Source organism: Rhodoferax sp., from assembly GCF_028689305.1.
Classification (GTDB): Bacteria; Pseudomonadota; Gammaproteobacteria; order Burkholderiales; family Burkholderiaceae_C; genus Rhodoferax.
Window position 1 is genome coordinate 1 of record NZ_JAQTWM010000036.1, and the last position, 26,112, is coordinate 26,112.

Below are 26,112 nucleotides of genomic sequence, written 5' to 3' on the forward strand. Positions count from 1 at the left end.
CTTCGCACCGTCAGCGGGTTTAATGCCGTTCAATTCCATCATGCACCTCTTAGAGCACCTTGACCAGATAACTGATCTTGTTAATCATGCCACGCACCTCTGGTGTATCCACCAATTCGCTGGTGCTATGCATCTTACGCAAGCCCAAGCCGCGAACAGTTGCGCGATGAGATTCTGCGCAGCCAATAGGACTGCGGACCAATTTGACTGTGACCTTTTTTTCGGTTGTCATGTGTATGTACTCCGATCAGACAAACAGCTCTTCAACGGTCTTACCACGCTTGGCAGCCACCACGGAAGGTGTTGTTGCGTGAGAGAGAGCGTCAAGCGTGGCCCGAACCATGTTGTAGGGATTGCTTGAGCCATGGCTCTTTGCGACGATATCTGTAATACCAATCACCTCGAACACCGCACGCATAGGACCACCCGCAATAATGCCCGTTCCTTTCGGTGCTGGTGCCATCATGACGGATGCAGCACCATGGTGTCCAATGACCTTGTGATGGATCGACCCGTTTTTCAGTGACACCTTGGTCATGTTACGACGCGCCTCTTCCATAGCCTTTTGCACGGCAGCAGGCACTTCTTTCGATTTGCCCTTGCCCATGCCAACGGCACCATCACCGTCACCGACGACGGTCAGTGCAGCAAAACCCAGAATACGCCCCCCCTTGACCACTTTGGTCACACGGTTGATCGCGATCATTTTTTCGCGCAAACCGTCCTCAGGACCTTCTGCCTTGCCCTGCATTTTCGCTTGTACTTTTGCCATCTTAGTTTCCGATCTGCTTAGAACTGCAAGCCAGCTTCACGTGCTGAATCAGCCAGTGCCTTGACACGGCCATGGTAGGCATACCCGGCGCGATCAAAGGCTACTTTTTCAATACCAGCAGCTTTTGCTTTTTCAGCCACGCGCTTTCCAATTACTTGAGCTGCAGCCACATTACCACCCTTACCAGAACCACCCAACGATTGGCGAACTTCAGCTTCAGCTGTTGAAGCTGTTGCGATTACTTTGCCGCCATCTCCAGAAATAACACTGGCGTAAATATGCAGATTGGTTCTGTTGACCGTTAAACGGGCAACACCTTGATTGGCGATCCGAATACGTGTCTGACGTGCTCTGCGAAGACGCTGTTCCTTTTTGCTCAACATAGTGCGGCTCCTTATTTCTTCTTGGTTTCTTTGATAACGACTTTTTCGTCCGAGTATCGAATGCCCTTACCCTTGTACGGCTCGGGAGGACGAATAGCACGAATCTCAGCCGCGACCTGACCAACACGTTGACGATCTGCGCCTTTAATCACAATTTCGGTCGGCGTTGGAGTAGCCACAGAAATACCTTCCGGCATATCTTTGTTAACAGGATGTGAATACCCCACAACCAGATTCAACTTGCTGCCTTGTGCTTGGGCCTTGTAACCAACACCAATCAGTGTCAGCTTCTTCTCAAAACCCTTACTGACACCAACCACCATGTTATTGACCAACTGGCGCAAAGTACCAGACATTGCATCAGCTTCGCGAGAGTCATTGGTGGCAGCAAAACTCAACTTGCCCCCCTCATTACTCACCTTAACCAAACCATTTTGCGCCACCAACAACAAGCCGCCAGCACCTTTAACGCTAACTTGCTGCTCACCGAGCACTACATCCACTCCAGCCGGAATGACAACGGGCATTTTTCCAATACGAGACATATTTATTACTCCTAAATGTCACGCATCAGGCGACGTAACAAAGCACTTCACCACCAACACCGGTAGCACGCGCCTTGCGATCAGTCATCACACCTTTGGGTGTTGTGACAATCGCTACACCAAGCCCATTTTGAACTTGCGGAATTGCACCACTACCGCGATACACACGCAAACCAGGACGACTGACACGCTCAATGCGCTCAATAACTGGACGTCCAGCATAGTATTTCAGAGCAATTTCGAGCTCTTGCTTTCCATCGATGGTGTTCACCTTGAACGCATCAATGTAGCCTTCATCTTTCAATACTTGGGCAATCGCAACCTTCACTTTGGAAGAAGGAACGCGAACAGAAGTTTTTGCCACCATCTGCGCATTACGAATGCGCGTCAACAGATCGGCGATCGGATCACTCATACTCATATCTATGTCTCCTGCCGCTTACCAGCTTGCCTTGACAATGCCAGGGATTTCACCAGCAAAAGCCATTTCACGAATCTTTGCCCGAGCCAACCCAAATTGAGCAAAAGTTCCACGCGGACGACCCGTGATTGCACAGCGATTACGCTGACGCGTCGGATTAGCATTACGCGGCAACATCTGCAACCCCAAACGAGCCGCAGCACGCTCTTCTTCCGTGCGCTTGGCATCAGTTGAAATTGCCTTCAATTCCGCATGTTTCTTTGCGTACTTGGCAACCAGTTTGTCTCTTTTGAGCTCTCGCTCGATTAAAGCCATCTTAGCCACAGATCACCTCAGTTCTTGAAGGGGAAACGGAAACCTGCGAGAAGCGCTTTGCACTCATCATCAGTCTTGGCCGTTGTTGTGATACTGATGTTGAGACCACGCAAGGCATCCACCTTGTCATACTCAATCTCAGGAAAAATGATTTGCTCTTTGACGCCGATGTTGTAGTTGCCACGACCATCAAACGAGCGCCCCGAAATACCCCGAAAGTCACGCACACGCGGCAAAGCCACAGTAACAAAACGATCCAGAAATTCATACATTTGCGCACCACGCAAAGTCACCATGCAGCCAATAGCCTGATTCTCACGAATTTTGAAACCCGCAATAGCTTTCTTTGACATGGTCACCACCGGCTTCTGACCAGCAATCTTAGTGAGATCACCAACCGCATGATCCATCACCTTCTTGTCAGCGACAGCCTCGCTCACACCCATATTCAAAGTGATTTTGAGCAAACGCGGAACTTCCATGGGTGACTTATAGCCAAATTTGGAGATCAGCTCCGGCGCCAATTTTTCCCGATAAAGTTGTTGCAAACGAGCCATGTTCATGCCACCTTGATTTCTTCGCCGCTTGACTTGTAAACGCGAACACGCTTACCGTCTGCCAGCAACTTGATACCAACCCGATCCGCCTTGCCAGTAGCCGCATTAAAGATAGCAACATTTGACTGATGAATAGGCATAGTTTTCTCGACAATGCCGCCAGCCTCACCCTTCATGGGATTCGGCTTAGCATGCTTCTTGACCAGATTAACACCCTCAACCACAAGATGAGCGTCATCCTTACGCAACGCCACCTTGCCACGCTTACCCTTATCACGCCCAGCGAGCACGATAACATCATCGCCTTTGCGAATTTTGTTCATGAGACGTCCTTACAAAACTTCAGGGGCCAAAGACACGATCTTCATGAACTTCTCAGTACGCAATTCACGCGTGACCGGCCCAAAGATACGCGTACCAATCGGCTCCAACTTGGCATTCAGCAACACAGCCGCATTGCCATCAAATTTAACCAACGAGCCATCGTTACGACGAATGCCTTTTGCAGTGCGAACCACTACCGCACTGTAGACATCGCCCTTCTTAACACGGCCACGAGGAGCAGCTTCTTTAATGCTCACTTTGATAATGTCACCCACACTGGCGTAGCGACGCTTGGATCCGCCCAGCACCTTAATGCACAGAACGGACTTAGCACCGGTATTGTCGGCAACTTCTAGTCGAGATTCGGTTTGGATCATTTGTTTATTTCCCAACTTGCACCAGAAAATCAACCCACACAACGCAGATCTTTATTCCAGTCAGTCTTGGGCCCGTTACACCCGACATGAACCACTCACATCGTTAGCTTTGGGCAGACACTTCATACTTTTTCAAGCGAAGCCCTGTATTATGCACCAAAAATAGACTGCCGTCAAACAAATCATTTCAATCACAGCAAATAACTTGCTGCCAGCGCCTGAAACGCCTCCACATCCGGTGCCGAACCATTCTCCTCTCGCAGAATGCGCCCAACAGCCGGCGCCAAGTCACCGGCCAAACGGGCATCGAGGAACAACAGCCGTGAACGCCTGGCCAAAACGTCTTCCACTGTCAAGGCGTATTCGTGCCGCACTGCAAAACGCACCATTGCCTCAGTCAGACCCGGACACAGTTCTTGTGTCGCACCGGGCAATGCCCTGATGAAATTCTGCTCGGAGCCGTATGAATGCCATCCTGGCGCCTCATGAATGGGGCGAACCGCCGCCTGCCCCTCATCGGCCCCAACCAAACGCAACGCTTGCGTCTGCCCTTGCCTGGTTTGTCCAATCAAGCCAGTCTGCGAACACCGCTCGATCACATCTTCTGCCATCGCGCGGTAGGTGGTCCACTTGCCCCCCGTCACTGTCACCAAGCCAGACCGGCTGACCAAGATCGTGTGTTCACGACTCAGCCCCTTGGTGTTGCCGCCTTCGTCCTCCGGGGGTTTGACCAGGGGCCGCAGCCCCACCCAAACACTCTTGACATCCGAGCGGCTGGGTACGCGACGCAAGTAACGTGCAGATTCATTCAGGATAAATTCAATTTCTTCAGGAAACGGTCTGGGTTCACGGGCCAAGTCCTGCCGCGGCGTGTCCGTTGTGCCTAGAATCACCTTCCCGAGCCAGGGAACGGCAAACAACACTCGGCCATCCGCCGTCTTGGGCACAATCAAAGCCACATCCGCGCCCAGGAATTCACGCTCCACCACCATATGGACACCCTGACTAGGTGCCACGATGGCCTGTGTCTGTCGGCCCTGTGAATCAGGCACCGCCGCACCATCTTTTTGGCGCAACTCATCCACCCACACCCCAGTCGCATTCACCACACACCGACTGCTCACCTGATACTTTTGTCCGGTCAACTGGTCTTCACAGCACAGACCTGCCACTTTGCCTTCAGCATAAGTCAGCTCAGTGGCACGACAATAATTGATCAGCAGCGCGCCATGGGCGGCCGCAGTACGCGCCAGGACCAACGCCAACCTGGCGTCATTGAATTGACCATCCCAATACTTGACCCCTCCCTTCAAGCCCTGCTCCCGTAACGTGGGCAAGTACGCCAATGTTTCACCACGGCTCAACAGTTCGGTCTTTCCGAGACCGGCATGCCCTGCCAAAACGTCATACATCTTCAACCCGGCGCCATAGAACGGCGTTTCCCACCATTTGTAGGCGGGCATGACAAACGGCATCGGCTGGGCCAGATACGGGGCATTATTCAGCAACAACGTGCGCTCGCGCAGGGCCTCCTGGACCAGCGATATGTTGCCCTGGGCAAGATACCGAACCCCGCCATGCACCAGTTTGGTCGCCCGCGAAGAAGTGCCTTTGGCGAAATCATGCGAATCCATCAACAAAACACGTAAACCGCGCACGGCTGCATCCAGCGCCACCCCCAGACCTGTTGCTCCCCCACCCACGATGACCATGTCATAAGGCACTGGTTCAGCCAGGCGACGAAGCAATTCAGGGCGATCGGTGGCAAGAGGTTGCGGTACAGTAAACATGGGTCAGGCTGATTTAAATATTAACTAAATATGAACGCCTACATTATTCGCCAATTCAAACCATCATGACCTATTTACTCGCTCTCGACCAAGGTACATCCAGTTCTCGCAGCGTTGTTTTTGATGAACAAGGGCAGATTCACGCACTGGCGCAGCTGGAGTTGCCTCAAATTTACCCCCAGCCCGGCTGGGTAGAACACGACCCTCTTGAAATCTGGCGCACCCAGCTCACCACCGCTCGCGAGGCGTTGATGAAAGCCGGCATCACAGCGCGCGAGGTGCGTGCCATCGGCATCACCAACCAGCGCGAAACCACCGTTGTATGGAACCGTAAGACAGGCCAGCCTATCCACCACGCCATCGTCTGGCAAGACCGCCGCACCGAACCCCTTTGCGCCCAACTGCGCCAGCAAGGTTTGTCCGGCACCATCCAGACCAAAACCGGCTTGCTGGTGGATGCCTATTTTTCTGGCACCAAGCTCAAATGGATACTGGACAACGTGCCCGGCGCGCGCGCCCAGGCCGACCGCGGCGACCTGGCCTTTGGCACCATCGACAGCTGGCTGATCTGGCAACTGACCCAAGGCGCCGTGCACGCCACCGACGTCAGCAACGCCTCGCGTACCATGCTGTTCAATGTGCATACCAACCAGTGGGACGATGAACTGCTGCACGCGCTGGATATTCCAGCCAGCCTGCTCCCAACCATCAGCCCCTCCAGCGCCATCTACGGCGAGGTTAGCCCCGACCTGCTGGGCCACGCCATCCCGATCGGCGGCGTAGCAGGTGATCAGCAAAGCGCCTTGTTTGGCCAGGCATGCTTCAAGCCAGGCATGGTCAAGAACACCTATGGCACGGGTTGTTTCATGCTGATGCACACCGGCCTGAAGTTTCATACCTCGGCCAATGGCCTGCTGACCACCAGCGCCGCGCAGACCACGCCCCAAGCCGAATTCGCCATTGAAGGCAGCGTGTTTGTCGGTGGCGCGGTGGTGCAATGGCTGCGCGATGGCCTGCACGCCATCCAGAGCAGTGCCGAGGTTCAGGCGCTGGCAGAAACCGTGCCGGACAGCGGCGGCGTCATGGTGGTACCGGCATTCACCGGACTGGGCGCTCCTTACTGGAAGCCCGATGCCCGGGGATCCATCACCGGCTTGAGTCGTGGCAGCACGGTGGCCCACATTGCCCGCGCCGCGCTGGAAAGCATCGCCTTTCAAAGTGCGGCCTTGCTGCAGGCCATGCGCCGCGATCTGGCCGAAACCGGCGCCGCTGCCGTGACCGAACTGAGAGTCGATGGTGGCGCCTGCGTGAATGACCTGCTGATGCAATTTCAGGCCGATCTGCTGGGCATTCCGGTGATCCGGCCTGCCATCACCGAAACCACTGCTCTGGGTGCCGCCTACCTGGCTGGCTTGTCCACCGGCGTGTTCGGCGGGCTGGATGAACTGGCCGCCCAGTGGCAGGCCGAACGCCGCTTTGAACCCCTCATGCCGCCTGATCAGGCCTCCAATCTGATGGCTCGCTGGGAGCACGCGGTGAGCCAAACAGTGCTGTGACAGTTGGCGGCAGGAATGTCCGCCTGATGTCAGCACAATTGATTAGACTCAAGGTTTTCCACAACGCGGCAGCAGTCTGATCACTGCACACTCATCATGAGCGAGCACATAGCATTCATCGGCGGCGGCAACATGGCCAGCGCCATCATCGGCGGACTGATCAAACAAGGCGTCCCCCCTGAAGACATCGACGTGGTGGAGCCCTTTGACCAAGCGCGCCACCAGCTGGACCGCAGTTTTGGCATTCAGGCGCGCGCCCAGGCTGGCGCCTTCCTCAATAGTGCCGCACTGGTTGTGTGGGCTGTCAAACCCCAGACCTTCAAGGAAGCTGCCCTGGCTGTCGCCCCTCACGCCAGCAGTGCGCTGCACCTGAGCGTGGCGGCTGGCATCCGCAGTGACAGCATCGCCGGTTGGTTGGACACCGAACGTGTGGTCCGCGCCATGCCCAACACCCCAGCGCTGGTGGGCAAGGGCATCACCGGCCTGTACGCCCGCTCGGGTGTCTCGACGGCTGACCAGGCACGCGTCAACCAGGTGATGGCCACCACCGGCGACTACCTGTGGTTCGACACCGAGGACAAACTTGATGTGGTGACGGCCCTGTCCGGCTCCGGCCCCGCCTATGTGTTTTATTTCATGGAAGCCATGACCACCGCCGGAACAGAGATGGGACTGACCCGCGAGCAAGCCCACCAGCTCGCCGTGGCCACTTTTGCGGGTGCCAGCGCGCTGGCCCAGACCTCCAGCGAATCACCCCAGGTGCTGCGCCAGCGCGTCACGTCCAAGGGGGGCACCACCTATGCCGCCATCTCAGCCATGGAAAACGACGATGTGCGGGCCTTGTTCATTGACGCCATGTATGCCGCCCGTGACCGCGCCAAAGAGCTTGGCGACGAGTTTGGCGCAGCCTAAACAAGCTACAGTTTGACTCTCCAGACCACACACCCACTTTTCGCCGCAGAACACTCCATGTACAACTTGAAAAAATGGCTCACAGCCCTGGCCAGCGCGGCAATGATCACCTTGCCGCTGGCCGTGGTCGGCACCGAAGCAGCGGCGCAGACCACCGCACAATCCGCCAAACCCGCCGCCAGCAGCGCCAAGCCGACCAAGAAAAAGGCCAGTGCCAAGGCCAAAGCACGGGCCAACCGCCAAGCCAACGCGAAAACCCAGGCCCCCAAAAATGGCAAAACCAACCCCAAGAAAAAGGTCAAAAAAGCCAGGAAAACCAAGAAGGCCAACGCTCAGTAGTCCGCCCCAAACTTCATTTCAAGAACCGCCGGCCCAGGCGGTTTTTTATGCCACGGCGTAACTGGCAGCAATACCGACAAACACCGTGAAACCCAACCAGTGGTTCTGGCTAAACGCCCTGAAACACCCTTCACGGCTACGCTCACGGATCAGGGTGAAATGCCACACCACCTGCCCGAGAGCAACCACAATTGCTATATAAAACAGAGCGCCAAAGGCATATTTCTTAAGGGCTATAGCCCAAATTCCTATAGAAATCAGGTAGAAACACAGAATCACGGGCACATCCAGCCGCCCCAGTGTGATCGCGGAGGTCCTGATCCCGATCTTCAAGTCATCATCCCGGTCCACCATGGCGTACTCGGTGTCGTAGGCCAGCACCCAAAAGAGGTTGCCCAGCATCAACACCCAGGCCAGCGCCGGCATCTGCGCGCTGGCAGCGGCAAACGCCATCGGAATCCCCATGCCGAAGGCCAGCCCCAGCACCGCCTGCGGCATCGAGACAAAACGCTTGGCAAATGGATAAACCAGCGTCAGGACCAGCGCGGCAAACGACATGCTGATCGTCAACGGGTTGGTCGTCAACACCAGTGCAAACGCCAGCAGCGCCAGCACCGCTGCAACAGCCAACGCCTCCTTGGCGGACACTTTGCCGGTGGTGACCGGGCGTTGTGCCGTGCGCTTGACATGCAGGTCAAACTTGCGGTCCGCCACATCGTTGACACAGCAGCCCGCACTACGCATCAGAATGGTGCCCAGCACAAACACCCCCAGCAGGTGCCAGCCCGGAAAACCACCCGCTGCGACCCACAGCGCCCCCAAGGTGGGCCACAACAGCACCAACCAACCCGCGGGACGGTTCCAGCGAATCAGGTCCAGATACAAACGTGCCTTGGTTTGCCAGAACGTCATGCCTTCACCCTCACAGCCCCAATTGACGCAGGTCCAGGCGGCCACCCCGCATCGGTGGACACCAGAAATGCGCCCCTGTCAGCGGCCGGGACACGGCAAACAGACCATCCACCACACCATCCTCCAGACCCGCCATGCGTCGCATTTGTGCTTCAAAAGCGTCAAAAGAACGACCAAACGCCACAAACATCAGACCCGCCTGCAACCCGGCGGCCCACGGCATCGAGCGGCGCAGGGCAAAAGCCTCGGGCACAAAACTCTCCTGCGCCGTGCGTTTCACATGGGCTGACGCAGGCGCGTCGTCCAGTTCTTCGTTGTCATTGCGGCGCCGGCCTATCATGTGATCCTGCGCCTGCGGGCTCATGGCGTCAAACGCGTCCAGGTCATGCAGCCACTGCTGCACCACCATGAAACTGCTGCCATCCAGACCGGGGCCGGCACCTTGCAACAGCGCAGCGTCACGAGCCGCGTCATCCACCGGGTTTTCCAGGCCATCCTCAAAACCCGTCATGTCACGACCATGCCCCTCAGGACCGCGCCCGTAACGGAACGCGTCCACCACCTGCACCAGCCGTAAGCCCGGCGCCAGCGCCTGCTGCAACTGCCGCGACAGGAGCCACAACTCACCGGGGTCATCACCGCGCAGCCAGCAGCACAGCGCCACAGGTGTGGCCGGCACCGACACACCAGGGCCGCACAAGGCCTGAAACCCGCGCAAGCCCGGCACCTGCGCACCCAGCAACTGCGCCAGCTCCACCCCCATACCGACCAGCACCTGCGTCCCGTCCACCAGGCTGGCCAGTCGGTTCAGGCTAGCGCGAACCGCGTCCACTTGCTGAGTGACCAGCACAAAAAACGCATACCGCCCGGCCCTGGGGACCTCATCCAACACCGCTTTTTGACAATCCGACATACACACCTCTTGCAGATTCTTTCCATTCAGGACAGGCGCCGCACACCAGGCAGCTCGCAGGCATAAATGGCGTTACGTAGCGCGGCAATCGCTTCATAGCGGGTGAAGCTGCGTCGCCAGACCAAGACCACCCGGCGTGTCGGTGGATCACCGGCAAAGGGCAGGTACTTGATGTACGGCTCTTCGTGGCGTTTGGCGCGTGGCTTGGCTGCCAGCGCCTCCTTGGGCACACTCAGGCGTGGCACCAGCGTCACCCCCATGCCGGCGGCCACCATGTGCTTGATGGTTTCCAGCGACGACCCCTCAAAGCTCTTGCGAATGCCTTCGGCATTGCTGGAAAAACGGGCGAATTCCGGGCACACCTCCAGCACATGGTCACGAAAGCAATGCCCACTGCCCAGCAACAACATGGTTTCGGTCTTGAGCTGATCACTGGTCACCTCGGTCTGACTGGCCAGCGGGTGGTTGGTGGGCACCGCTGCCATGAACGGTTCGTCATACAGGGGAGCCACCGCCAGTCCGGCATCCGGAAACGGTTCGGCCAGGATGGCGCAGTCAATTTCACCCGTGCGCAGCATGTCCAGCAGCTTGACCGTGAAATTCTCCTGCAGCATCAGCGGCATCTCGGGCGTGTGCCGGATCATCTGGCGCACCAGGTCCGGCAGCAGATAGGGCCCGATGGTGTAGATCACCCCCAGTGCCAGCGAGCCCGCCAGCGGGTTCTTGCCGCGTTTGGCGATCTCCTTGATGGCCGCAGCCTGTTCCAGCACACTTTGCGCCTGGCGCACGATGTCTTCACCCAGCGGGGTCACCGACACCTCGTTGGCACTGCGCTCAAACAGCTTCACGTCCAGCTCCTCTTCGAGCTTTTTGACAGCCACGGACAGCGTCGGCTGCGACACATAACACGCCTCGGCGGCCTTGCCAAAATGCCGCTCACGCGCCACCGCCACGATGTATTTGAGTTCAGTCAGGGTCATGTCCGTATTGTCATATCAGAATCGGCGCCAAGCGCAAACCCTTCAGCGCGGCATCCAGGCGCCGCAACGCCAGCACTGCTCGAAACCACCCTCCACCAGCTCGCCACAGGTGCAATACCAGCGATGCTGCGGTGTGTTTCCCAGGTCTGCCAGCCATTGCTGCGCCCGTGCCAGCTGGTTGGCGTGGTGGATCCAGACTTCCGGCAGACATTGGTCGGGTGGCAGCTCCCCCGCCGCACTGCCAAGATATTGGCGCTGGACACTGGCCTCGATCCCGTCCTGGCGCAGCAGGTCGGCCCACAGGGTGGCGATGGCGAGGTTGGGGGCCTGGGCAAGACGTTGCATCATGACCACCGACACACCTCAGGCCTTCAAAAACTCGGCCTTGCCGCCGAGCCAACGCTGCACATGTTGTGCCGCCAGCACCGGATGCTGGTCCAGCATCACTGGCGCCAGTTCACGCGCCCAGGTCAGCAGCTCGGCATCTTCGACCACATCGGCAAAACGCAGCAGCGCCGCACCCGACTGGCGCGCCCCCATGAACTCGCCCGGGCCACGAATCTCCAGGTCGCGCCGGGCGATCTCGAAGCCATCGTTGCTCTCGGCCATGGCGCGCAGCCGTTCCCGCGCTGTTTCGCCCAGTCGCGGCGCGTCGCCGGTGGAATACAACAGCACGCAGGCCGAGGCCGCCGCGCCGCGTCCGACCCGGCCGCGCAACTGGTGCAACTGCGAGAGACCGAACCGCTCGGCGTGTTCGATCACCATCAGGCTGGCATTGGGCACATCCACCCCGACCTCAATCACCGTGGTACTCACCAGCACCCCCATCTGGCCAGCGGTGAACTGGCTCATCATGGCCTTTTTCTCAGCCGTCGGCAGGCGTGAATGCAGCAGGCCCACCAGCACCCCGGGCAAGGCCGCGCTGAGCTGGGCATGGGTTTCGGTGGCATTACGCAAGTCCAGTGCCTCACTTTCTTCAATCAGCGGGCAGACCCAGTAAATCTGCCGGCCCTGGGCAATCTGCGCGCTGATGCGTTCGATCACCTCGTCGCGGCGGGCCTCGTGCACCACCCGGGTGATGATCGGCGTGCGCCCCGGCGGCAATTCGTCGAGTGTGGAGACATCCAGGTCGGCGTAATAACTCATGGCCAGCGTTCGCGGGATCGGGGTGGCGCTCATCATCAGAAGATGCGGCTCCAGCGCCAGGGCGTCCACCACCAGCTTGCCGCGCAGGGCCAGCCGCTGCGCCACACCAAAACGATGCTGCTCGTCGATGATGGCCAGCGCCAGGTTCTTGAACTGCACCTTGTCGGTGATGATGGCGTGGGTGCCCACCACCAGTTGCGCCTGGCCGCTGGCAATCAACGCCAGCATGTCGCGCCGCTCCTTGGTTTTCTGGCTGCCGGTGAGCCAGGCCACCGTGATGCCCAGCGGCTGCAGCCAGCTCACCAGCTTGGCAAAGTGCTGGGTAGCCAGAATTTCGGTCGGAGCCATCAGCGCGCACTGCCAGCCCGCGTCGATGCAGACCGCCGCCGCCAGCGCCGCCACCACCGTCTTGCCAGAACCCACGTCACCCTGCAACAGCCGGTGCATCGGCACAGGGCGATGCAGATCATGCGTGATTTCTTCACAGACCCGGCGCTGCGCCGCCGTCAGCTGGAACGGCAACGCCGCCAACAGACGCGCCAGCAAGCCTGCGCTGGCAGGCGCAGCCCCCTGGACGGGCAACAGCGCAGGCGCCCGAAAACCGGCACGCTCACGCTTGGCCTGCAATTGTGAGAGCTGTTGCGCCAGCAACTCTTCCGCTTTCAGACGCTGCCAGGCCGGGTGGCTGCGGTCCTCCAGCGCGGCAAGTGTCACATCCGGCGCCGGATGATGCAAAAACAATAGCGCCTCACGCAGATTCCATCCGGGCTGGAGGCCAATTTTGCTTAAAAAATTCGCAGGGATCGTGTCATTCAACTCGGCCCGCGTCAGGGCACCCAACACCGCGCGACGCAGGTAGGGCTGGGGCAAACCGGCCACCGTGGGGTAGACCGGCGTCAGCGCCCGGGCCAGTTCACCACCGGCTGGTTTGAACACCGGGTGCATCATGGTCAGGCCGGCGAAGCCGCCCCGGACCTCACCGCGCACCCGGATCGCCTGGCCCACCGCCAGCGCCTTTTGCTGAGAGGGGTAAAAGGTGAAAAAACGCAGCAGACAAGTGCCGGTGCCATCATCCAGGGTCACCAGCAATTGACGGTGCCCGCCGAGCTTGACCTCGCTGTGCCGGACAATGCCTTCGACCTGCGCCACCTCACCCTCGCGCACGTCGCGCAGCTTGACCAGCCGGGTCTCGTCCTCGTAACGCAAGGGCAAGTGCAGCGCCAGATCAATGGCACGGTTCAGCCCGAGCTTGCGCAGCGCCTTCTGTGGGCCGCTCAAAGGTTTTTCTGGCACGGAGGTCATCCATCCATTTTGCCCGCCAGCCGTCAAGGCGACAAACGGGCACATTCCACGCATAATTACACACAGTCACATTGGCACAGGTGTGGGCGGGCTTGGCGCCGGCCACCAGGCGGTGTGGCGACCATCTTTCACAAAAGGGTTGACTGGATGATCATGTTCCATCGAAGATTTTTGCACCGCTGCCTGCTCGCCGGTTCGGCGGCGGGACTCAGCTTGTCGCTTCACGCCCAACCGGCTGGCTTGCTGTACGACCCCGAGCCGCCAGCGGACTCGGCTTACGTTCGGGTCCTGGTGGCCGGCAACGCTGAAAAAGTGGCCCTCACCGTCGACGGCAAAGTGCGCGTGGCGTCACTGCCCGCCAACCAGGTCAGTGACTACATGGTGCTGACCGCTGGCAAACACGTGCTGGGCCTGCAGATGGCCGGCAAAACCAAGGAAACGGGCACCATGACACTGGATGTCGTGCCTGGCCGGGCCACGACACTGGGTTTTTCTGCGGCACAACTCAGCGCTGCGCCAGCCGTGTTTGAAGACAAGACCGGTGCTAACAAGCTCAAAGCCATGCTGGCGGTCTATCCACTGGTGAAAACCCCAGCCTCCATGGACATCCTGACTGCCGACGGGACCACCAAGGTTTTCTCCAATGTCAGCTATGGCGCCATCCATGCACTGCCGGTGAATCCGATCACGGTGGACGTGATCGCCGTCAAGGCGGGTGACAAGTCTGCGCTGGCACGCGCATCTCTCGACATGAAGCAAAGTTCCTCGTACAGCGTTTTTCTGCTGCCTGACCATGGCGGGAAAATCATGATGAAAGTGTTTCAGAACAAAACGGAACGATACACAGGCAAATCATTTTGAAGATATCAAACCCTATGAAAACCAATTCCATCACCACCTTGGTCACAAAAGCCGTACTGGCCAGCACCCTGATTTGTGCCAGCGCCTACTCCCTGGCCCAAACGTCTTCTGCGCTGATTGGCAAGGATGACTGGCTGTTCACCCGCTACGAGTTTGCGGACCCGGCCGACGCCCAGGACACCCAGGCCACCATTGACTTGTTTGGCAAGGTCAACAAGCTGTTCGAGCGCAAGGGGATCGCCCTGGCGTTGGCCATTGTCCCGTCGAAGATCAGGATCAATGCGGAGCAACTGCCTGCCGACAAGCCGCTTGACAGCTACACCGCTGGCAAATATGAAACTGCCGTGAAATCGCTGACTGCGCTGGGGCTCAATGTGGTCAATTTGAATCAACCGTTTTTGAACAGCCAGCACAAAAACAGCGACACCTCGCTGTTTCTGCACCTCGATACCCATTGGTCACATACCGGCGCCTATTTGGCCGCGGAAACCATCAAAAATACCATCACCACCAACCCGACGCTGAAGGCCGCGCTGGCAGCCACGCCTGAAGAGAAATACACCCTGACCTGGGCGACCCGCAAGGTGGGTGTACGCACCCGGGATCTGGTCAAGCTGTTGCCCAAGGGCGCGCCCGCCTATCCGCCAGAGCAGGTCCTGCAATTCAAGGTTGAACGTGGCTCGGAATCCAAGGCCGCTTTATTGGGCAACGGCGAAGTCACGGCCATCACGGTCATTGGCAGCAGTTACACCAACCGCAATACCGGCTACCCCGACGCACTGCGATATTTCCTGCAGCGCAACCTGCTGGACATTTCCATCCCGGTAGACCAGGGTCCGTGGGTCGGCATGGAGGCCTACCTGCGTGATGACGCTTTCAAGACCAGCAAACCCAAGCTCATCATCTGGGAAATTCCGGAGCGTGAACTTCGCTCACCGCCCAACTACAAATACCGCGATGCCCGGTATGTGATTGACAACAATGAATGGCTGAACCGAATCACCAGTCTGCTGCAATAAACCAATGGAGATAGCGACACCATGCGTTTGACCAATGCATGGCGCCGCAGACATCATGAACATGCGCTTTCGTCACCTTGGTCTTGCGTGGGTCTGGCAGCTAGCCTTGTTGTCTGTGCTGGCCGGGTCAGTCGGCGCAGCCGAGCCGCCAGCTGGTTTTGTGGGCAAAAATGAATGGCTGTTCTACCGGTATGAGTTTGCCGAACCCGAACATGCGACCGAAATCAAGAAATCGGTCCAGCTGATTCGCGATTTCAGCAAGGTGCTCGGCGAACACGGAACCCAACTGGTCGTGGCCATGGTGCCGCTGAAGATCCGGGTGTATGCCGAGCATTTGCCGGATGACGTCAAATTGAACGACACCACCCTGAATCAGTACGCCAACACGCTGGATTTGTTCAGATCCAATGGTGTTTTCACGGTCGACCTCAACACCGCTTTTTTAAACAGCCCCAAGCGAAACAGCGATACCCCGCTGTTCTTCAGGCTGGATACCCACTGGACGCCATCCGGCGCCATGGTGGCGGCTGAAACCATCAAAGCCGGGTTGTACGCCAATCCAGCGACCAAAGCCGCCGCGGAAGCCATGCCGGAAGTCGCCTATAACATCAAGGTGGCGCCGCGCAAGCGGGCCTCCAGAGGTCGCGACCTGATCACGGTGCTGCCACCGAATTCGCCCGTGTTTGCGCCTGAAATGGTGGCGCAGGTCAATGTGATTCCCGTACAGGCCGGCACGACGCCGCTAGTCGGTGATGTTCCCATTCCGGAATTCGCAGTGGTGGGCAGCAGTTATTCGCGCGACTGGACCGGATTTGTAGACGCCATGCGCTACGTCTTCCAGCGGGACATGGTCAGCTTCGCCGTCGGCGCGGACCAGGGTTCCTGGGTCGGCATGGAAACCTATCTGCGCGAAGATACCTACAAACAAAAACACCCCAAAATCCTGATTTGGGAAATGCCCGAACGCGACATGCGGGCGCCGCCCGACTACAAATTTCGTGAAAGCAGGTACATCAGCAGCAATGCCGCCTGGCTGACACGGGTGTCTGGCCTGGTCAAGGCAGAGACTGGCCACTGATTTTTTTGTCTGGTTCGCCAAAGCGGGGGATCAGCCTTTCCCCCACACCATGACCACATCGTCTCTCAACACCACACGGGTCTTTACCCTTAGCGACTTCGATTTTGACCTGCCGCCGGCGCTGATCGCCCAGCACCCGGCGCCAGAGCGTAGCGGCTCACGCCTGCTGGATGGGACGCACGCCACCGCCGTGGACCGGATTTTTCGGGACCTGCCCACACTGCTGCAAGCCGGTGACCTGGTGGTGTTCAATGACACCCGGGTCATGAATGCCCGTCTGTTCGGTGAAAAGCCGACGGGTGGCAAGCTCGAACTGCTGATCGAGCGGGTACTGGGCGGCAACCAGGTGGCAGCCCACATGCGTGTCAGCAAAAAACCCGAGATCGGCACCACCGTCAGCCTGATCAGCGCGCCAGGCAGCAACGACCATCTGAGTGCCACCCTGCTGGGCCGCTGGCCCGATGAACAGGGGCCGCTGTTTCGTTTTGTCCTGTCCAACGACGCAGGGGACGACCCCTACACCTTGATGGCACGCCATGGCCATGTGCCGCTGCCCCCCTATATCACCCATAGCGATTCAGCCGAAGACGTGCAGCGTTACCAGACCGTGTTCGCCAAACACCCCGGAGCCGTGGCCGCTCCAACCGCCGCACTGCATTTTGATGAGACCTTGCTAGCCAGGATGGACGCCATGGGCGTGCAGCGTGCCCACGTGACATTACATGTGGGCGCCGGCACCTTCCAGCCGGTCAAAACCGAAAATCTGGCTGAGCATCAAATGCACAGTGAATGGTATGACGTGCCCGCAGCCACCCAACAAGCCATTGCGGATTGCCGTGCCCGCGGTGGCCGGGTGGTGGCCGTGGGGACCACCTCGGTGCGCACACTGGAATCATGGGCCCGAACCGGCCAGACCACGGGTGACACCCGCATCTTCATCACACCCGGTTTTGACTTCAAGGTGGTTGATGCGCTGGTGACCAATTTCCACCTGCCCAAATCGAGCCTGATGATGCTGGTCAGCGCCTTCGCCGGCCATGCACACATCATGGCGCTGTATCAGCACGCCATCACCCGGGCTTATCGCTTCTTCAGCTATGGCGATGCCATGCTGCTCGTGCGCTCGCCTGCGACCTGAACCCGTCCCGCACCATCACCCTCCGTCGAAAGAGCTTGTGCTGTGAACACCTTTCAAAAACGCACGGCCGTCCGTATCGCCTCGGTCAGTATTTTCCTGGCCTGCATCGCCAGTCCCATGGCCTGGTATGTGGCCCGTGAAAATGCCGAACAGGGCATTGTTTCTCTGGCCATCGAAGAGTCCGGCCGCCTGCTGCACCGCTATGACGCCATCCAGCTGGACGGGCCGGATGCCAAGGAAAAGGCCTTGGACGCGGCACAGACCATCAGCGGCGGCATGTTTGATCTGGTTGAAATTTATGGGCCGACCGGCAACAAACTGGCAGGGGCCAGCACGCCTGAAGGTAAAGCCGTGGAATCCTTGTTGCCCCACCATGGTTGGCCCAACTACACCGAAGCGTTTTACCTGGGCAACAAACTCGACAATGGCCTGTGGGTGCTGCGCGTTTTTGTGCCGCTGCGCGATTCCACGACCGACATGAGCCGCCCCATCACCGGTTATTTCGAGGGTGTGCGGGTGATGCCGGCGTGGCAGCAGGACCAGATGTTTTCAAGCGCCTTGAGCGCAGCACTGATGATCGGCCTGGCCGCGTTGCTGTGTGGCGCCGTTTTATATCCTGTGGTGGTCAATTTGTCGGCAGACAACGAACGCAAGGCACGCGAGGTGCTGGACTCCCACATTTCAATGATGGAAGCGTTGGGACGTGCCATTGCCAAGCGCGACTCCGACACCGGCGCGCACAACTACCGGGTCGCCTGGATCGCCTCCAATATTGCCGAAAAAATGGCCATTGAAGGCGCCGCCATGCAAGCCCTGATTGCCGGCAGCTTCTTGCACGATGTGGGCAAGATCGCCATCCCCGATGCCATCCTGCTCAAACCCGGCAAACTGGACGATGCAGAAATGGCCATCATGCGCACCCATGTCAGCCAAGGCAAGGAAATCGTGACCGGCATGGGCTGGCTGGATGGTGCCAATGCGGTGGTGGCCTCGCACCATGAAAAATGGAATGGCAGCGGTTACCCACGGCAACTCAAGGGCGAGGCCATACCGCTGTCGGCCCGGGTCTTTGCGGTGGCAGACGTGTTTGATGCCCTGTGTTCCAAACGCCCCTACAAAGAGCCGCTGAGTTTTGACGCTGCCATGGCCATTCTGGAGCAGGACACCGGCAGCCACTTTGATCCGGCCGTCATGGCCGTTTTCAAACCCATGGCACGCGAGCTTTACGACCGACTGGTCCGCAGTGACGAAGACAGCGCCCGCGAATTGCTGGAAGAACGTGTGCGCATGTATTTTGAACACTGAATCAGCTCCTTATTGCCCCTGACCGTTGCCGTATCCCTGCCTGTTCGATCTGAGCCTGGCCGGGCGTGCGCCTGGCGTACAGCGAAGGGCTCCGACAGATCAAAGACAATAGCGCCCATGCTGAAATTTGACCTGCTCCAAACCGATCCCGCCATCCCCGACACCGGCTACGCGGGCAGCCACGCCCGCCGCGGCACGCTCACCCTGAACCATGGCGTGGTGCAAACCCCGATCTTCATGCCGGTGGGTACCTACGGCACGGTCAAAGGGGTCACCCCGGCCAGCCTGGACGACATGGGCGCGCAGATCATCCTGGGCAACACCTTTCACCTGTGGATGCGCCCTGGCCTGGACGTGATGCAGAGTTTTGGTGGCCTGCACGGCTTTGAGCGCTGGGACAAACCGATCCTGACCGACTCCGGCGGCTTTCAGGTCTGGAGCCTGGGCGCGATGCGCAAGATCACCGAAGAAGGCGTGCACTTCTCCAGCCCGGTCAACGGCGACAAGCTCTTCATGTCGCCCGAAGTGTCGATGCAGATCCAGACCACCCTCAACAGCGACATCGTGATGCAACTCGACGAATGCACGCCGTATTTGTCGGTCGAGCCCAAAACCAAGGGCCAGATCACCACCGAACGCGAAGCCCGCACCAGCATGGAAATGAGCCTGCGCTGGGCCAAGCGCAGCCAGGCCGAATTCGCCCGCCTGGAAAACCCCAACGCGCTGTTTGGCATCGTGCAAGGCGGCATGTTTGAGCACCTGCGCCAGGAGTCGCTGGAAGCCTTGGTCGAGATGAACTTCCCCGGCTACGCCGTCGGCGGCGTGAGTGTGGGTGAACCCAAGGACGAGATGCTGCGCATCATGGCGCACAGCCCGCACCGCCTGCCTGCGCACAAACCGCGTTACCTGATGGGCGTGGGCACACCTGAAGATCTGGTCGAAGGTGTGGCGCAGGGTGTGGACATGTTTGACTGCGTCATGCCCACCCGCAACGCGCGCAACGGCACGCTGTTCACCCGCTTTGGCGACCTGAAAATGCGCAACGCCCGCCACAAGGCCGACCACGGCCCGCTCGATGCCACCTGCACCTGCTACACCTGCCAAGGTGTGACCCGGCCCGACGGCACGGTCAGCGGTGGTTTCAGCCGCGCCTACCTGCACCACCTGGACCGCTGCGGCGAAATGCTCAGCCCCATGCTCTCAAGCATCCACAACCTGCACTACTACCTGAACCTGATGCGCGAGGTGCGCGCCGCGCTGGACAATGGCACGTTTGGCGCATTCAGAGCGCAATTCAAGGCTGACCGGGCACGCGGGGTGTAAGACAAACAGGAAGTTATCGTTGCAGATCATGGAATGAAACGCCAGATTTGCCAGGATCAAACTCCCTGAATCCGCTTCATTCGATGCACCTTCTCACCCGCCTGCTCAAAACCCTGTTCGGCTGGCTGCTGGCGCTGCTCATTCTGTTCGAGGAATGGGGCTGGGAGCCGCTGCAACGGGCACTGGCCTGGGTCGGACAGTTGCCGGGGCTGCGTTGGCTGGAAAGCCGCATTCAGACGCTGCCGCCCTACGGTGCGCTGGCGATCTTTTTGCTGCCCACCTTGCTGTTGTTACCCGTTAAGCTGCTGGCGCTGTGGCTGATCGGGCAAGGGCAGGTGTTGGGCGGCACGCTGGTCATCCTGACGGCCAAAGTGGCGGGCACCGCCATCGTGGCCCGCCTGTTCAGCCTGACCCGCGACACACTGATGCAGCTGGGCTGGTTCGCCCGGCTCTACACCCGCTGGGTAAACTGGAAAGAAGCCCTGCTGGCGCAGGTGCGCGCCTCCTGGCCTTGGCGGCTTGGACGGGTGCTCAAACAGCGCGCCAAACAACGATGGGCCCGTTGGAAGCGGCTCTGGCCGCAGACTTGACGCTCACCACCACAACTTGCACAACGGCCTGAACCTGACACGGAGCGTGTAAAAAAAAAGCCACCCGAGGGTGGCTTGTAAAGGTTCCCCCAGGGGGAACGTCGTTGGAAACTCAGTGATCTTCAAACGGGTTGAGCTATCAGATCCCAACCTCTCGCTTCGTGACTGTGACAGCAGCGGAAGTAAATGTAACGAAGCCAAAAACCTTTGTGTATCCCCCATTTGGGGGGTTTTGAGGCGTTTTTTGTAAAAAAGTGTATTTATTGATGACTCATCACACCGATGACGGGGTCGGCAGCGGCAGCACAATGACAAAACAGGCGCCACCAGTCGGCCGACCTTCACAATACGCCCGCCCGCCGTGACGCTGGGCAATCGATTTCACCAACGCCAGACCCAATCCAACGCCCCCGTCACGCTCGGTGGCCCCAGGCAAACGGTAAAACGGCTCAAAAATCCGCTCCCGCAGTTCGGGCGGCACACCGGGGCCACGGTCGCACACCCTGATTTCTACCTGCCCGGCGCTGCACTGCAGGCTCAGGATGACTTCACCGGCCGCATGGCGGCGCGCGTTTTCCAGCAGATTGCGCACCGCGCGGCGCAGCAGTTTGGCAACCCCCTGCACCACCAGTTCATGCGCAGCCGGGTCCCCCGCCTCAGCCAAACCGGTCTGGACATCCAGCTCAGCGTCCACACGGGCACACTCTTCGGCCACCAGGCCAATCAGTTCCACCGGCTCCACCGTCCCCATGTCCGACTCACGGGCGTCGAGCCGGCTGGCCAGCAGAATTTCTTCAATCAACTGATCCAGCTCACTGATATTGCGTTCGATCTCGTTTTTGAACGCTGGTGTGGAACCGGGCCCCATCAGCTCCAGCCCCATGCGAATACGCGTCAGCGGGGAACGCAACTCGTGGGAGGCATTGGCCAGCAAAGATTTTTGTGAGGCCAACAGCGCCTCATGAGATTTGACCAGTGTCTCGACGCGCTCGGCGGCACTGTTGAAACGCTTGGCCAGAAACGCCACTTCGTCCGAACCCTGCTCCGGCACGCGGATCGACAAATCACCTTCGCCCCACTGTTGCACACCATCCTGCAGCCGTTCCAGCCGGCGGGTCAAGGTGCGCACGATCGGGTAAGTGGCCAGCGCCACCGCAAGGCCCACCCACACCAGCATCCAGGCAAAGCCAAAGGGGGGGCGGCTCCAGAACGAAGGTGGCGCCCGCATCAGCCGCATGCGCATGGTCTGCCCATCATGCATATGCACCACAAACTCAGGGACTCCCGGGCGCTCCAGCTCCGTGACAGGCATCGATGCCGCGCCCTTGGGGAGATCCAGCGGCAGGACAGGCGGTGCGCCTTCGGTCACCAGGGGCGGCATCGGGCGTGGCCGATACATGGGGCCGCGCCTGTCGCTGCCGGCACGCAGTTCGGACTCCTCCTGCATGAAGCGCGGGCGCCCATGGCCGATGATCTGCCCGGCCTCGTTACGCACCACCACATCGCGCAACGGTGGTTCGGCCGCCAACCGCCAGATCCAGCCCACCAGCAACGTGAGCACGGCCACCGTCAGTACCACGGCCAGCCAGATCCGCACATACAGTTTCTGAAACATCAGTCTTGCTGCCTGGCAAACACGTAACCCACACCCCGCACGGTGAGAATGCGCTTGGGTGACTTGGCATCCACCTCGATGGCGGCACGGATGCGCCCCATGTGGACATCAATGGAGCGGTCAAACGCATCGAGTTCACGGCCACGCACGGCTTCCATGATCTGGTCACGCGTGAGTACCCGGCCAGCACGTTCGGCCAAGGCCACCAGCAGGTCAAATTGGTAGGAAGTCAGTTCACACGCCAGGCCATTCACACTCACCACCCGCGCATCGCGATCAATATCAAGCGAACCAAAACGCATGTGGCTGGCCACCGCCGCAGGCACACCTTCACCGTGACGGCGCAGCACCGCCCGGATGCGAGCCAACAACTCGCGCGGCTCAAAGGGTTTGGGCAGGTAGTCATCTGCGCCCATTTCCAGCCCGATGATGCGGTCCATCGGGTCACCCTTGGCGGTCAGCATCAGCACCGGCGTGGCCGCCAAAGCACCGGGCAAGGCGCGGATACGACGGCACACTTCCAGGCCGTCCATGTCCGGCAGCATCAAATCCAGGATCACCAGATGGGGCGCCTGCGCCTCCAGCGTGACCAGCCCGCTACGGGCGTCGCCCGCATGAGTGACCTGGTAACCCGACTGGCCCAGGTATTCACCCACCATGGCGGCCAGGCGCGCATCGTCTTCAATCATCAACAGGTGTTGGTTCATGGTGTCAGTCTAGGCAATCGCCACTTCTGCGGCTTGAACGGCAGGTAAAGTTCAGGTAAACACTCACCCCGGTAGCTATAAATTTAATAGCTAATAATGACCTATTTATCCGGGCTAGGGGCCAATTTTGCCTGGGAAGCCAGCCACACCAGCAACAACACCGGCAAGCCCAGCAACGCGGTGGCCACAAAAAAATTCGTGTAACCGAAGGCATCCACATAGCGCCCGGAATAACCCGCCAGAAATTTGGGCAGCAGCAGCATCATCGAGCTGAACAGGGCATATTGGGTAGCCGAATAGTTCACATTGGTCAGGCTCGACAAATAGGCGATGAACGCGGCCGACGCGATGCCGCTGGACAGGTTGTCGGCCGAGATCACCAGGATCAGCCCGGTGAGGTCATGCCCACGGGTGCTCAGCAAGGAAAACAGCAGGTTGCTGGCGGCGCTCAGCACAGCGCCCAGCAGCAGCACCCGCATGACCCCCAGGCGCATGGCCAGCGCACCACCGACAAACGCCCCGGCCAGCGTCATGATGACCCCATAGACTTTGGTGACGGTCGCCACCTCAGCCTTGCTGTAGCCCATGTCCACATAAAACGGATTGGCCATGATGCCCATCACCACATCGCTGATGCGGTAGGTGGCAATCAGTGCCAGGATCAACACGGCCTGCCAGCGGTAACGGCGCAAGAAGTCGGCAAATGGCTCCACCAGCGCACCGCGCAACCAGTCCACGGCATTTTTGGCTGGCGGCAAGACGCGGCGCAAGGGCTCCGGGGATGCCAGCACGGTCACCACCCCGAGCGCCATGCTGGCCGCCATCACCAGATAGGCGGTGTGCCAAGCCCCGTGCTGGTAACCCGTCACCACCGAGGTTTCGGCATGTGCAGCAATCCACAACACCCCGGCGCCGGCCCAGATCATGGCCAGCCGGTAACCGGTCTGGTACGCCGCGGCCAGTGCCGCCTGCCGGTCCACGTCGGCGGACTCGATGCGAAAGGCGTCCAGCGCAATGTCCTGCGTGGCCGAGCCGAAAGCCACCGCCAACGCCCCCCAGACCACCGGCGTCAGGGCCACTTGCGGGTCATTGAACGACATTGCCACCAGCCCCAGCACAATGGCCAGCTGCGACAGCAGCAGCCAGCTGCGGCGACGCCCCAGCAGCCGCGTCAGCACCGGGATCGGCAGTCGATCCACCAGCGGCGCCCACATCCATTTGAAGGCGTAGGCCAAACCGACCCAGCTCAAGTAACCAATGGTGGTGCGGTCAATGCCGGCTTCGCGCAGCCAGAAGCTCAAGGTCCCCAGCACCAGCAGCAAGGGCAGCCCGGCGGCGAACCCCAGCAACAGCATCCGCACCGACGGCGGCTCCAGATAGACCTTTAACGTGGTCAGCCAACTTTTGCGCGGTGTGTCGTTTGGTTCTTGCTTGGTCATCCGGCGATGATAGCCAAGCCATCTTGCTCCGCCATGCACCACACGCCGAATCATTCCCTGTTTATTTGATAAATGTCAAATTACACTTTTTACAAAAGTGATAACGAGTTTTTCAAAAAATAACTAAACTCTGATATTGAACAAAAAAACAGGGGACAACCATGCGTACGGATATGTTCCAGCAATCGCTGGAAGACCTCAACGGCTCCACCGCCGACATTGAGGCGTCAGCTCTCATTTCCACCGACGGTCTGATGATGGCATCCGCCCTGCCACAAGGCATGGACGAAGACCGCATTGGCGCAATGTCTGCCGCCCTGCTGTCTCTCGGCGAACGCACGGCCAAGGAGCTCACACGTGGTCAGCTGGAACGTGTGCTGATCCAGGGGGCACAAGGCTACGTCATCATGACGGCGGCCGGCCCGGAAGCCGTGCTGACCGTGCTGGCCAAATCGAATGCCAAGCTGGGACTGATTTTTCTCGACATCAAAAGGGCGGCAGAGGCCTTGTCCAAGCTGATTTGATCCGTTTCATCGTGGGCTTGACCCCAACGCCAGTCCCGGCGGCGGCAAGTGAACAACCTGCCCGGATGGGGCCTGTTTTTCCCACACCACCACCCATCAAACTGTAACAGTTGTAAACAATGTAAATGCATCTGACACCGGTGCAAGGTGGTGGCTGCTACTCGTTTACGCTACGGTCGGATTTATCAACAGTGGCCGCCCCCGGAGGAATCACCATGAATCGACTCAACTTCATGATTGCGTCTGATTTTGCACCTGAGCGTTTTGCCGGCTGGTATATGCTGAACACGCGACTGCAACGCCGTTCCGGCATCAACCTGCATTTGCTGACGCCCACCTGCGCACAGGAACAGGCCCATTTATTGACCTCAGGTACCGTTGACCTGGTTTACGCCAACCCGTTTCATGCCACGGCCATGATCCGCACACAGGGCTACATTGCGCTGGCCAGGCCGGCCCATCATTTTGACGAAATGGTCATGGTCAGCAACGCACAATCCAGTCTGTCGCGGATCGAGGACCTCCAACCCGGCTGTCGTATCGCTGTGACCAATCACGATGACGTCAAACAGTTTGCCCTGCACCTGCTTGAGCCCGCCGGCCTGAGCCACGCCAGCGTCGCGTGGGTTCATGTCGACAGCTACCAGGCCGCCGTGCGGCTGCTGATCAGGAACGAGGTGCAGGCGTCCATCTTCCTGGCTGATGCCTTTGCCTCACTCTCACGCTTGACGCGAAGCCAGTTGCGGCCTCTGGTCGAAAGCGACATCGGGCCCCTCTCACATGTGATGCTCGGCTCCAGCAGGATTGGTGGACAGATCCCCGCGCTCCAGCAGGCCCTGCTGGACCTGGGGCAGGACACAACCGATCGTGATGTGCTGGACGCCCTGGGCCTGCCGCGGGGCTTTGATGCCATGAGCCCGGAAGATGCCGAGTCCATGCTTGACCAGATGACCACCTGGCTCAACTGAC

General features: G+C 59.3%; 30 protein-coding genes. 12 read left to right on the forward strand and 18 right to left on the reverse strand.

Annotated elements, in window-relative coordinates; translation table 11 throughout:
- Positions 1 to 49: 49 nt before the first annotated feature.
- The 10 genes from rpmD to PHW99_RS09265 all read right to left on the reverse strand — a co-directional run bounded on the left by rpmD (position 50) and on the right by PHW99_RS09265 (position 5,484).
- Positions 50 to 232, reverse strand: coding sequence for a 50S ribosomal protein L30 (rpmD, locus tag PHW99_RS09220; protein ID WP_300176039.1), 183 nt, complete (start codon positions 230 to 232; stop codon positions 50 to 52).
- 15 nt (positions 233 to 247) lie between these two features.
- Positions 248 to 772, reverse strand: coding sequence for a 30S ribosomal protein S5 (rpsE, locus tag PHW99_RS09225; protein WP_300176042.1), 525 nt, complete (start codon positions 770 to 772; stop codon positions 248 to 250).
- A 17-nt stretch (positions 773 to 789) separates the two neighbouring features.
- Complete coding sequence (gene rplR, locus PHW99_RS09230) at positions 790 to 1,155, reverse strand: 50S ribosomal protein L18 (RefSeq protein ID WP_300176045.1); 366 nt, start codon at positions 1,153 to 1,155, stop codon at positions 790 to 792.
- Between the two features lie 11 nt (positions 1,156 to 1,166).
- Positions 1,167 to 1,700, reverse strand: coding sequence for a 50S ribosomal protein L6 (gene rplF / locus PHW99_RS09235; protein ID WP_300176048.1), 534 nt, complete (start codon positions 1,698 to 1,700; stop codon positions 1,167 to 1,169).
- A 25-nt stretch (positions 1,701 to 1,725) separates the two neighbouring features.
- Entirely contained in the window at positions 1,726 to 2,121 is a 396-nt protein-coding gene (rpsH, locus tag PHW99_RS09240) for a 30S ribosomal protein S8 (RefSeq protein ID WP_300176051.1), read from the reverse strand.
- Positions 2,122 to 2,139: 18 nt separating this feature from the next.
- Positions 2,140 to 2,445, reverse strand: a complete 306-nt coding sequence (gene rpsN / locus PHW99_RS09245; RefSeq protein ID WP_300176054.1) for a 30S ribosomal protein S14 — start codon at positions 2,443 to 2,445, stop codon at positions 2,140 to 2,142.
- An 8-nt stretch (positions 2,446 to 2,453) separates the two neighbouring features.
- Positions 2,454 to 2,993 (reverse strand): 50S ribosomal protein L5, encoded by a 540-nt coding sequence (gene rplE / locus PHW99_RS09250; RefSeq protein WP_300176057.1) that lies wholly within the window; start codon positions 2,991 to 2,993, stop codon positions 2,454 to 2,456.
- 2 nt (positions 2,994 to 2,995) lie between these two features.
- A complete protein-coding gene (rplX, locus tag PHW99_RS09255; protein ID WP_300176060.1) occupies positions 2,996 to 3,316 on the reverse strand; it encodes a 50S ribosomal protein L24 in 321 nt (106 codons plus the stop codon).
- A 9-nt stretch (positions 3,317 to 3,325) separates the two neighbouring features.
- The gene (gene rplN, locus PHW99_RS09260; protein WP_296652403.1) at positions 3,326 to 3,694 is read right to left on the reverse strand and encodes a 50S ribosomal protein L14; all 369 of its coding nucleotides are present in this window, start codon (positions 3,692 to 3,694) and stop codon (positions 3,326 to 3,328) included.
- Positions 3,695 to 3,885: 191 nt separating this feature from the next.
- Positions 3,886 to 5,484 carry a glycerol-3-phosphate dehydrogenase/oxidase gene (locus PHW99_RS09265; RefSeq protein WP_300176064.1) on the reverse strand — a complete coding sequence of 533 codons (1,599 nt, stop codon included), beginning with the start codon at positions 5,482 to 5,484 and terminating at the stop codon, positions 3,886 to 3,888.
- 65 nt (positions 5,485 to 5,549) lie between these two features.
- On the opposite strand from PHW99_RS09265, the gene glpK reads away from it, so the two are divergent.
- The 3 genes from glpK (at position 5,550) to PHW99_RS09280 (ending at position 8,291) form a co-directional block, all read left to right on the forward strand.
- Positions 5,550 to 7,040: a glycerol kinase GlpK gene (gene glpK / locus PHW99_RS09270; protein ID WP_300176067.1), complete on the forward strand. Its 1,491-nt coding sequence runs from the start codon at positions 5,550 to 5,552 to the stop codon at positions 7,038 to 7,040.
- A gap of 96 nt (positions 7,041 to 7,136) precedes the next feature.
- The gene (gene proC, locus PHW99_RS09275) at positions 7,137 to 7,952 is read left to right on the forward strand and encodes a pyrroline-5-carboxylate reductase (RefSeq protein ID WP_300176070.1); all 816 of its coding nucleotides are present in this window, start codon (positions 7,137 to 7,139) and stop codon (positions 7,950 to 7,952) included.
- Positions 7,953 to 8,009: 57 nt separating this feature from the next.
- Positions 8,010 to 8,291: a hypothetical protein gene (locus PHW99_RS09280; protein ID WP_300176073.1), complete on the forward strand. Its 282-nt coding sequence runs from the start codon at positions 8,010 to 8,012 to the stop codon at positions 8,289 to 8,291.
- 45 nt (positions 8,292 to 8,336) lie between these two features.
- Here PHW99_RS09280 and ubiA read toward each other — a convergent pair whose 3' ends face one another.
- The 5 genes from ubiA to recG are packed head-to-tail and all read right to left on the reverse strand — an operon-like array spanning position 8,337 to position 13,544.
- Positions 8,337 to 9,203 (reverse strand): 4-hydroxybenzoate octaprenyltransferase, encoded by an 867-nt coding sequence (gene ubiA, locus PHW99_RS09285; protein ID WP_300176076.1) that lies wholly within the window; start codon positions 9,201 to 9,203, stop codon positions 8,337 to 8,339.
- A 10-nt stretch (positions 9,204 to 9,213) separates the two neighbouring features.
- Positions 9,214 to 10,116, reverse strand: coding sequence for a Dyp-type peroxidase (locus PHW99_RS09290; protein WP_300176079.1), 903 nt, complete (start codon positions 10,114 to 10,116; stop codon positions 9,214 to 9,216).
- Positions 10,117 to 10,142: 26 nt separating this feature from the next.
- Positions 10,143 to 11,096, reverse strand: a complete 954-nt coding sequence (locus PHW99_RS09295; RefSeq protein ID WP_300176082.1) for a LysR substrate-binding domain-containing protein — start codon at positions 11,094 to 11,096, stop codon at positions 10,143 to 10,145.
- 42 nt (positions 11,097 to 11,138) lie between these two features.
- Positions 11,139 to 11,441 carry a DUF2007 domain-containing protein gene (locus PHW99_RS09300; protein ID WP_300176148.1) on the reverse strand — a complete coding sequence of 101 codons (303 nt, stop codon included), beginning with the start codon at positions 11,439 to 11,441 and terminating at the stop codon, positions 11,139 to 11,141.
- Positions 11,442 to 11,459: 18 nt separating this feature from the next.
- Positions 11,460 to 13,544, reverse strand: coding sequence for an ATP-dependent DNA helicase RecG (gene recG, locus PHW99_RS09305; RefSeq protein WP_300176085.1), 2,085 nt, complete (start codon positions 13,542 to 13,544; stop codon positions 11,460 to 11,462).
- Between the two features lie 153 nt (positions 13,545 to 13,697).
- Here recG and PHW99_RS09310 point away from each other — a divergent pair, with 153 nt between their 5' ends.
- The 7 genes from PHW99_RS09310 to PHW99_RS09340 all read left to right on the forward strand — a co-directional run bounded on the left by PHW99_RS09310 (position 13,698) and on the right by PHW99_RS09340 (position 20,858).
- Entirely contained in the window at positions 13,698 to 14,405 is a 708-nt protein-coding gene (locus PHW99_RS09310; protein WP_300176088.1) for an alginate O-acetyltransferase AlgF, read from the forward strand.
- A gap of 14 nt (positions 14,406 to 14,419) precedes the next feature.
- Positions 14,420 to 15,424: a hypothetical protein gene (locus tag PHW99_RS09315; RefSeq protein WP_300176091.1), complete on the forward strand. Its 1,005-nt coding sequence runs from the start codon at positions 14,420 to 14,422 to the stop codon at positions 15,422 to 15,424.
- A 55-nt stretch (positions 15,425 to 15,479) separates the two neighbouring features.
- Positions 15,480 to 16,502, forward strand: coding sequence for a hypothetical protein (locus PHW99_RS09320; protein WP_300176094.1), 1,023 nt, complete (start codon positions 15,480 to 15,482; stop codon positions 16,500 to 16,502).
- A gap of 49 nt (positions 16,503 to 16,551) precedes the next feature.
- On the forward strand, positions 16,552 to 17,640 hold the full coding sequence (gene queA / locus PHW99_RS09325; protein WP_300176097.1) for a tRNA preQ1(34) S-adenosylmethionine ribosyltransferase-isomerase QueA: 1,089 nt from the start codon (positions 16,552 to 16,554) through the stop codon (positions 17,638 to 17,640).
- Positions 17,641 to 17,682: 42 nt separating this feature from the next.
- Positions 17,683 to 18,945, forward strand: coding sequence for an HD domain-containing phosphohydrolase (locus PHW99_RS09330; RefSeq protein WP_300176099.1), 1,263 nt, complete (start codon positions 17,683 to 17,685; stop codon positions 18,943 to 18,945).
- A 117-nt stretch (positions 18,946 to 19,062) separates the two neighbouring features.
- Positions 19,063 to 20,268, forward strand: coding sequence for a tRNA guanosine(34) transglycosylase Tgt (tgt, locus tag PHW99_RS09335; RefSeq protein WP_300176101.1), 1,206 nt, complete (start codon positions 19,063 to 19,065; stop codon positions 20,266 to 20,268).
- Between the two features lie 83 nt (positions 20,269 to 20,351).
- Entirely contained in the window at positions 20,352 to 20,858 is a 507-nt protein-coding gene (locus tag PHW99_RS09340) for a hypothetical protein (RefSeq protein ID WP_300176103.1), read from the forward strand.
- 274 nt (positions 20,859 to 21,132) lie between these two features.
- Here PHW99_RS09340 and PHW99_RS09345 read toward each other — a convergent pair whose 3' ends face one another.
- From PHW99_RS09345 to PHW99_RS09355, 3 genes are all read right to left on the reverse strand, one after another.
- Positions 21,133 to 22,473 (reverse strand): ATP-binding protein, encoded by a 1,341-nt coding sequence (locus PHW99_RS09345; protein ID WP_300176106.1) that lies wholly within the window; start codon positions 22,471 to 22,473, stop codon positions 21,133 to 21,135.
- On the reverse strand, positions 22,473 to 23,180 hold the full coding sequence (locus PHW99_RS09350; RefSeq protein WP_300176109.1) for a response regulator transcription factor: 708 nt from the start codon (positions 23,178 to 23,180) through the stop codon (positions 22,473 to 22,475). Before PHW99_RS09350 ends, PHW99_RS09345 begins: the two co-directional genes overlap by 1 nt.
- A 101-nt stretch (positions 23,181 to 23,281) precedes the next feature.
- The gene (locus PHW99_RS09355; protein WP_300176112.1) at positions 23,282 to 24,619 is read right to left on the reverse strand and encodes an MFS transporter; all 1,338 of its coding nucleotides are present in this window, start codon (positions 24,617 to 24,619) and stop codon (positions 23,282 to 23,284) included.
- A gap of 161 nt (positions 24,620 to 24,780) precedes the next feature.
- Between PHW99_RS09355 and PHW99_RS09360 the strand changes: the two genes are divergently transcribed.
- Together PHW99_RS09360 and PHW99_RS09365 are read left to right on the forward strand one after the other, a co-directional pair.
- Positions 24,781 to 25,143 carry a roadblock/LC7 domain-containing protein gene (locus tag PHW99_RS09360; protein ID WP_300176115.1) on the forward strand — a complete coding sequence of 121 codons (363 nt, stop codon included), beginning with the start codon at positions 24,781 to 24,783 and terminating at the stop codon, positions 25,141 to 25,143.
- A 215-nt stretch (positions 25,144 to 25,358) separates the two neighbouring features.
- Complete coding sequence (locus tag PHW99_RS09365) at positions 25,359 to 26,111, forward strand: PhnD/SsuA/transferrin family substrate-binding protein (protein ID WP_300176118.1); 753 nt, start codon at positions 25,359 to 25,361, stop codon at positions 26,109 to 26,111.
- The last annotated feature ends 1 nt before the right edge of the window (position 26,112 follow it).

Coding starts and splice junctions, on each gene's coding strand:
- rpmD (WP_300176039.1), bottom strand. CDS start 232: ATGACAACCGAAAAAAAGGTCACAGTCAAATTGGTCCGCAGTCCTATT.
- rpsE (WP_300176042.1), bottom strand. CDS start 772: ATGGCAAAAGTACAAGCGAAAATGCAGGGCAAGGCAGAAGGTCCTGAG.
- rplR (WP_300176045.1), bottom strand. CDS start 1,155: ATGTTGAGCAAAAAGGAACAGCGTCTTCGCAGAGCACGTCAGACACGT.
- rplF (WP_300176048.1), bottom strand. CDS start 1,700: ATGTCTCGTATTGGAAAAATGCCCGTTGTCATTCCGGCTGGAGTGGAT.
- rpsH (WP_300176051.1), bottom strand. CDS start 2,121: ATGAGTATGAGTGATCCGATCGCCGATCTGTTGACGCGCATTCGTAAT.
- rplE (WP_300176057.1), bottom strand. CDS start 2,993: ATGGCTCGTTTGCAACAACTTTATCGGGAAAAATTGGCGCCGGAGCTG.
- rplX (WP_300176060.1), bottom strand. CDS start 3,316: ATGAACAAAATTCGCAAAGGCGATGATGTTATCGTGCTCGCTGGGCGT.
- rplN (WP_296652403.1), bottom strand. CDS start 3,694: ATGATCCAAACCGAATCTCGACTAGAAGTTGCCGACAATACCGGTGCT.
- PHW99_RS09265 (WP_300176064.1), bottom strand. CDS start 5,484: ATGTTTACTGTACCGCAACCTCTTGCCACCGATCGCCCTGAATTGCTT.
- glpK (WP_300176067.1), top strand. CDS start 5,550: ATGACCTATTTACTCGCTCTCGACCAAGGTACATCCAGTTCTCGCAGC.
- proC (WP_300176070.1), top strand. CDS start 7,137: ATGAGCGAGCACATAGCATTCATCGGCGGCGGCAACATGGCCAGCGCC.
- PHW99_RS09280 (WP_300176073.1), top strand. CDS start 8,010: ATGTACAACTTGAAAAAATGGCTCACAGCCCTGGCCAGCGCGGCAATG.
- ubiA (WP_300176076.1), bottom strand. CDS start 9,203: ATGACGTTCTGGCAAACCAAGGCACGTTTGTATCTGGACCTGATTCGC.
- PHW99_RS09290 (WP_300176079.1), bottom strand. CDS start 10,116: ATGTCGGATTGTCAAAAAGCGGTGTTGGATGAGGTCCCCAGGGCCGGG.
- PHW99_RS09295 (WP_300176082.1), bottom strand. CDS start 11,096: ATGACCCTGACTGAACTCAAATACATCGTGGCGGTGGCGCGTGAGCGG.
- PHW99_RS09300 (WP_300176148.1), bottom strand. CDS start 11,441: ATGCAACGTCTTGCCCAGGCCCCCAACCTCGCCATCGCCACCCTGTGG.
- recG (WP_300176085.1), bottom strand. CDS start 13,544: ATGACCTCCGTGCCAGAAAAACCTTTGAGCGGCCCACAGAAGGCGCTG.
- PHW99_RS09310 (WP_300176088.1), top strand. CDS start 13,698: ATGTTCCATCGAAGATTTTTGCACCGCTGCCTGCTCGCCGGTTCGGCG.
- PHW99_RS09315 (WP_300176091.1), top strand. CDS start 14,420: ATGAAAACCAATTCCATCACCACCTTGGTCACAAAAGCCGTACTGGCC.
- PHW99_RS09320 (WP_300176094.1), top strand. CDS start 15,480: ATGAACATGCGCTTTCGTCACCTTGGTCTTGCGTGGGTCTGGCAGCTA.
- queA (WP_300176097.1), top strand. CDS start 16,552: ATGACCACATCGTCTCTCAACACCACACGGGTCTTTACCCTTAGCGAC.
- tgt (WP_300176101.1), top strand. CDS start 19,063: ATGCTGAAATTTGACCTGCTCCAAACCGATCCCGCCATCCCCGACACC.
- PHW99_RS09340 (WP_300176103.1), top strand. CDS start 20,352: ATGCACCTTCTCACCCGCCTGCTCAAAACCCTGTTCGGCTGGCTGCTG.
- PHW99_RS09345 (WP_300176106.1), bottom strand. CDS start 22,473: ATGTTTCAGAAACTGTATGTGCGGATCTGGCTGGCCGTGGTACTGACG.
- PHW99_RS09350 (WP_300176109.1), bottom strand. CDS start 23,180: ATGAACCAACACCTGTTGATGATTGAAGACGATGCGCGCCTGGCCGCC.
- PHW99_RS09355 (WP_300176112.1), bottom strand. CDS start 24,619: ATGACCAAGCAAGAACCAAACGACACACCGCGCAAAAGTTGGCTGACC.
- PHW99_RS09360 (WP_300176115.1), top strand. CDS start 24,781: ATGCGTACGGATATGTTCCAGCAATCGCTGGAAGACCTCAACGGCTCC.
- PHW99_RS09365 (WP_300176118.1), top strand. CDS start 25,359: ATGAATCGACTCAACTTCATGATTGCGTCTGATTTTGCACCTGAGCGT.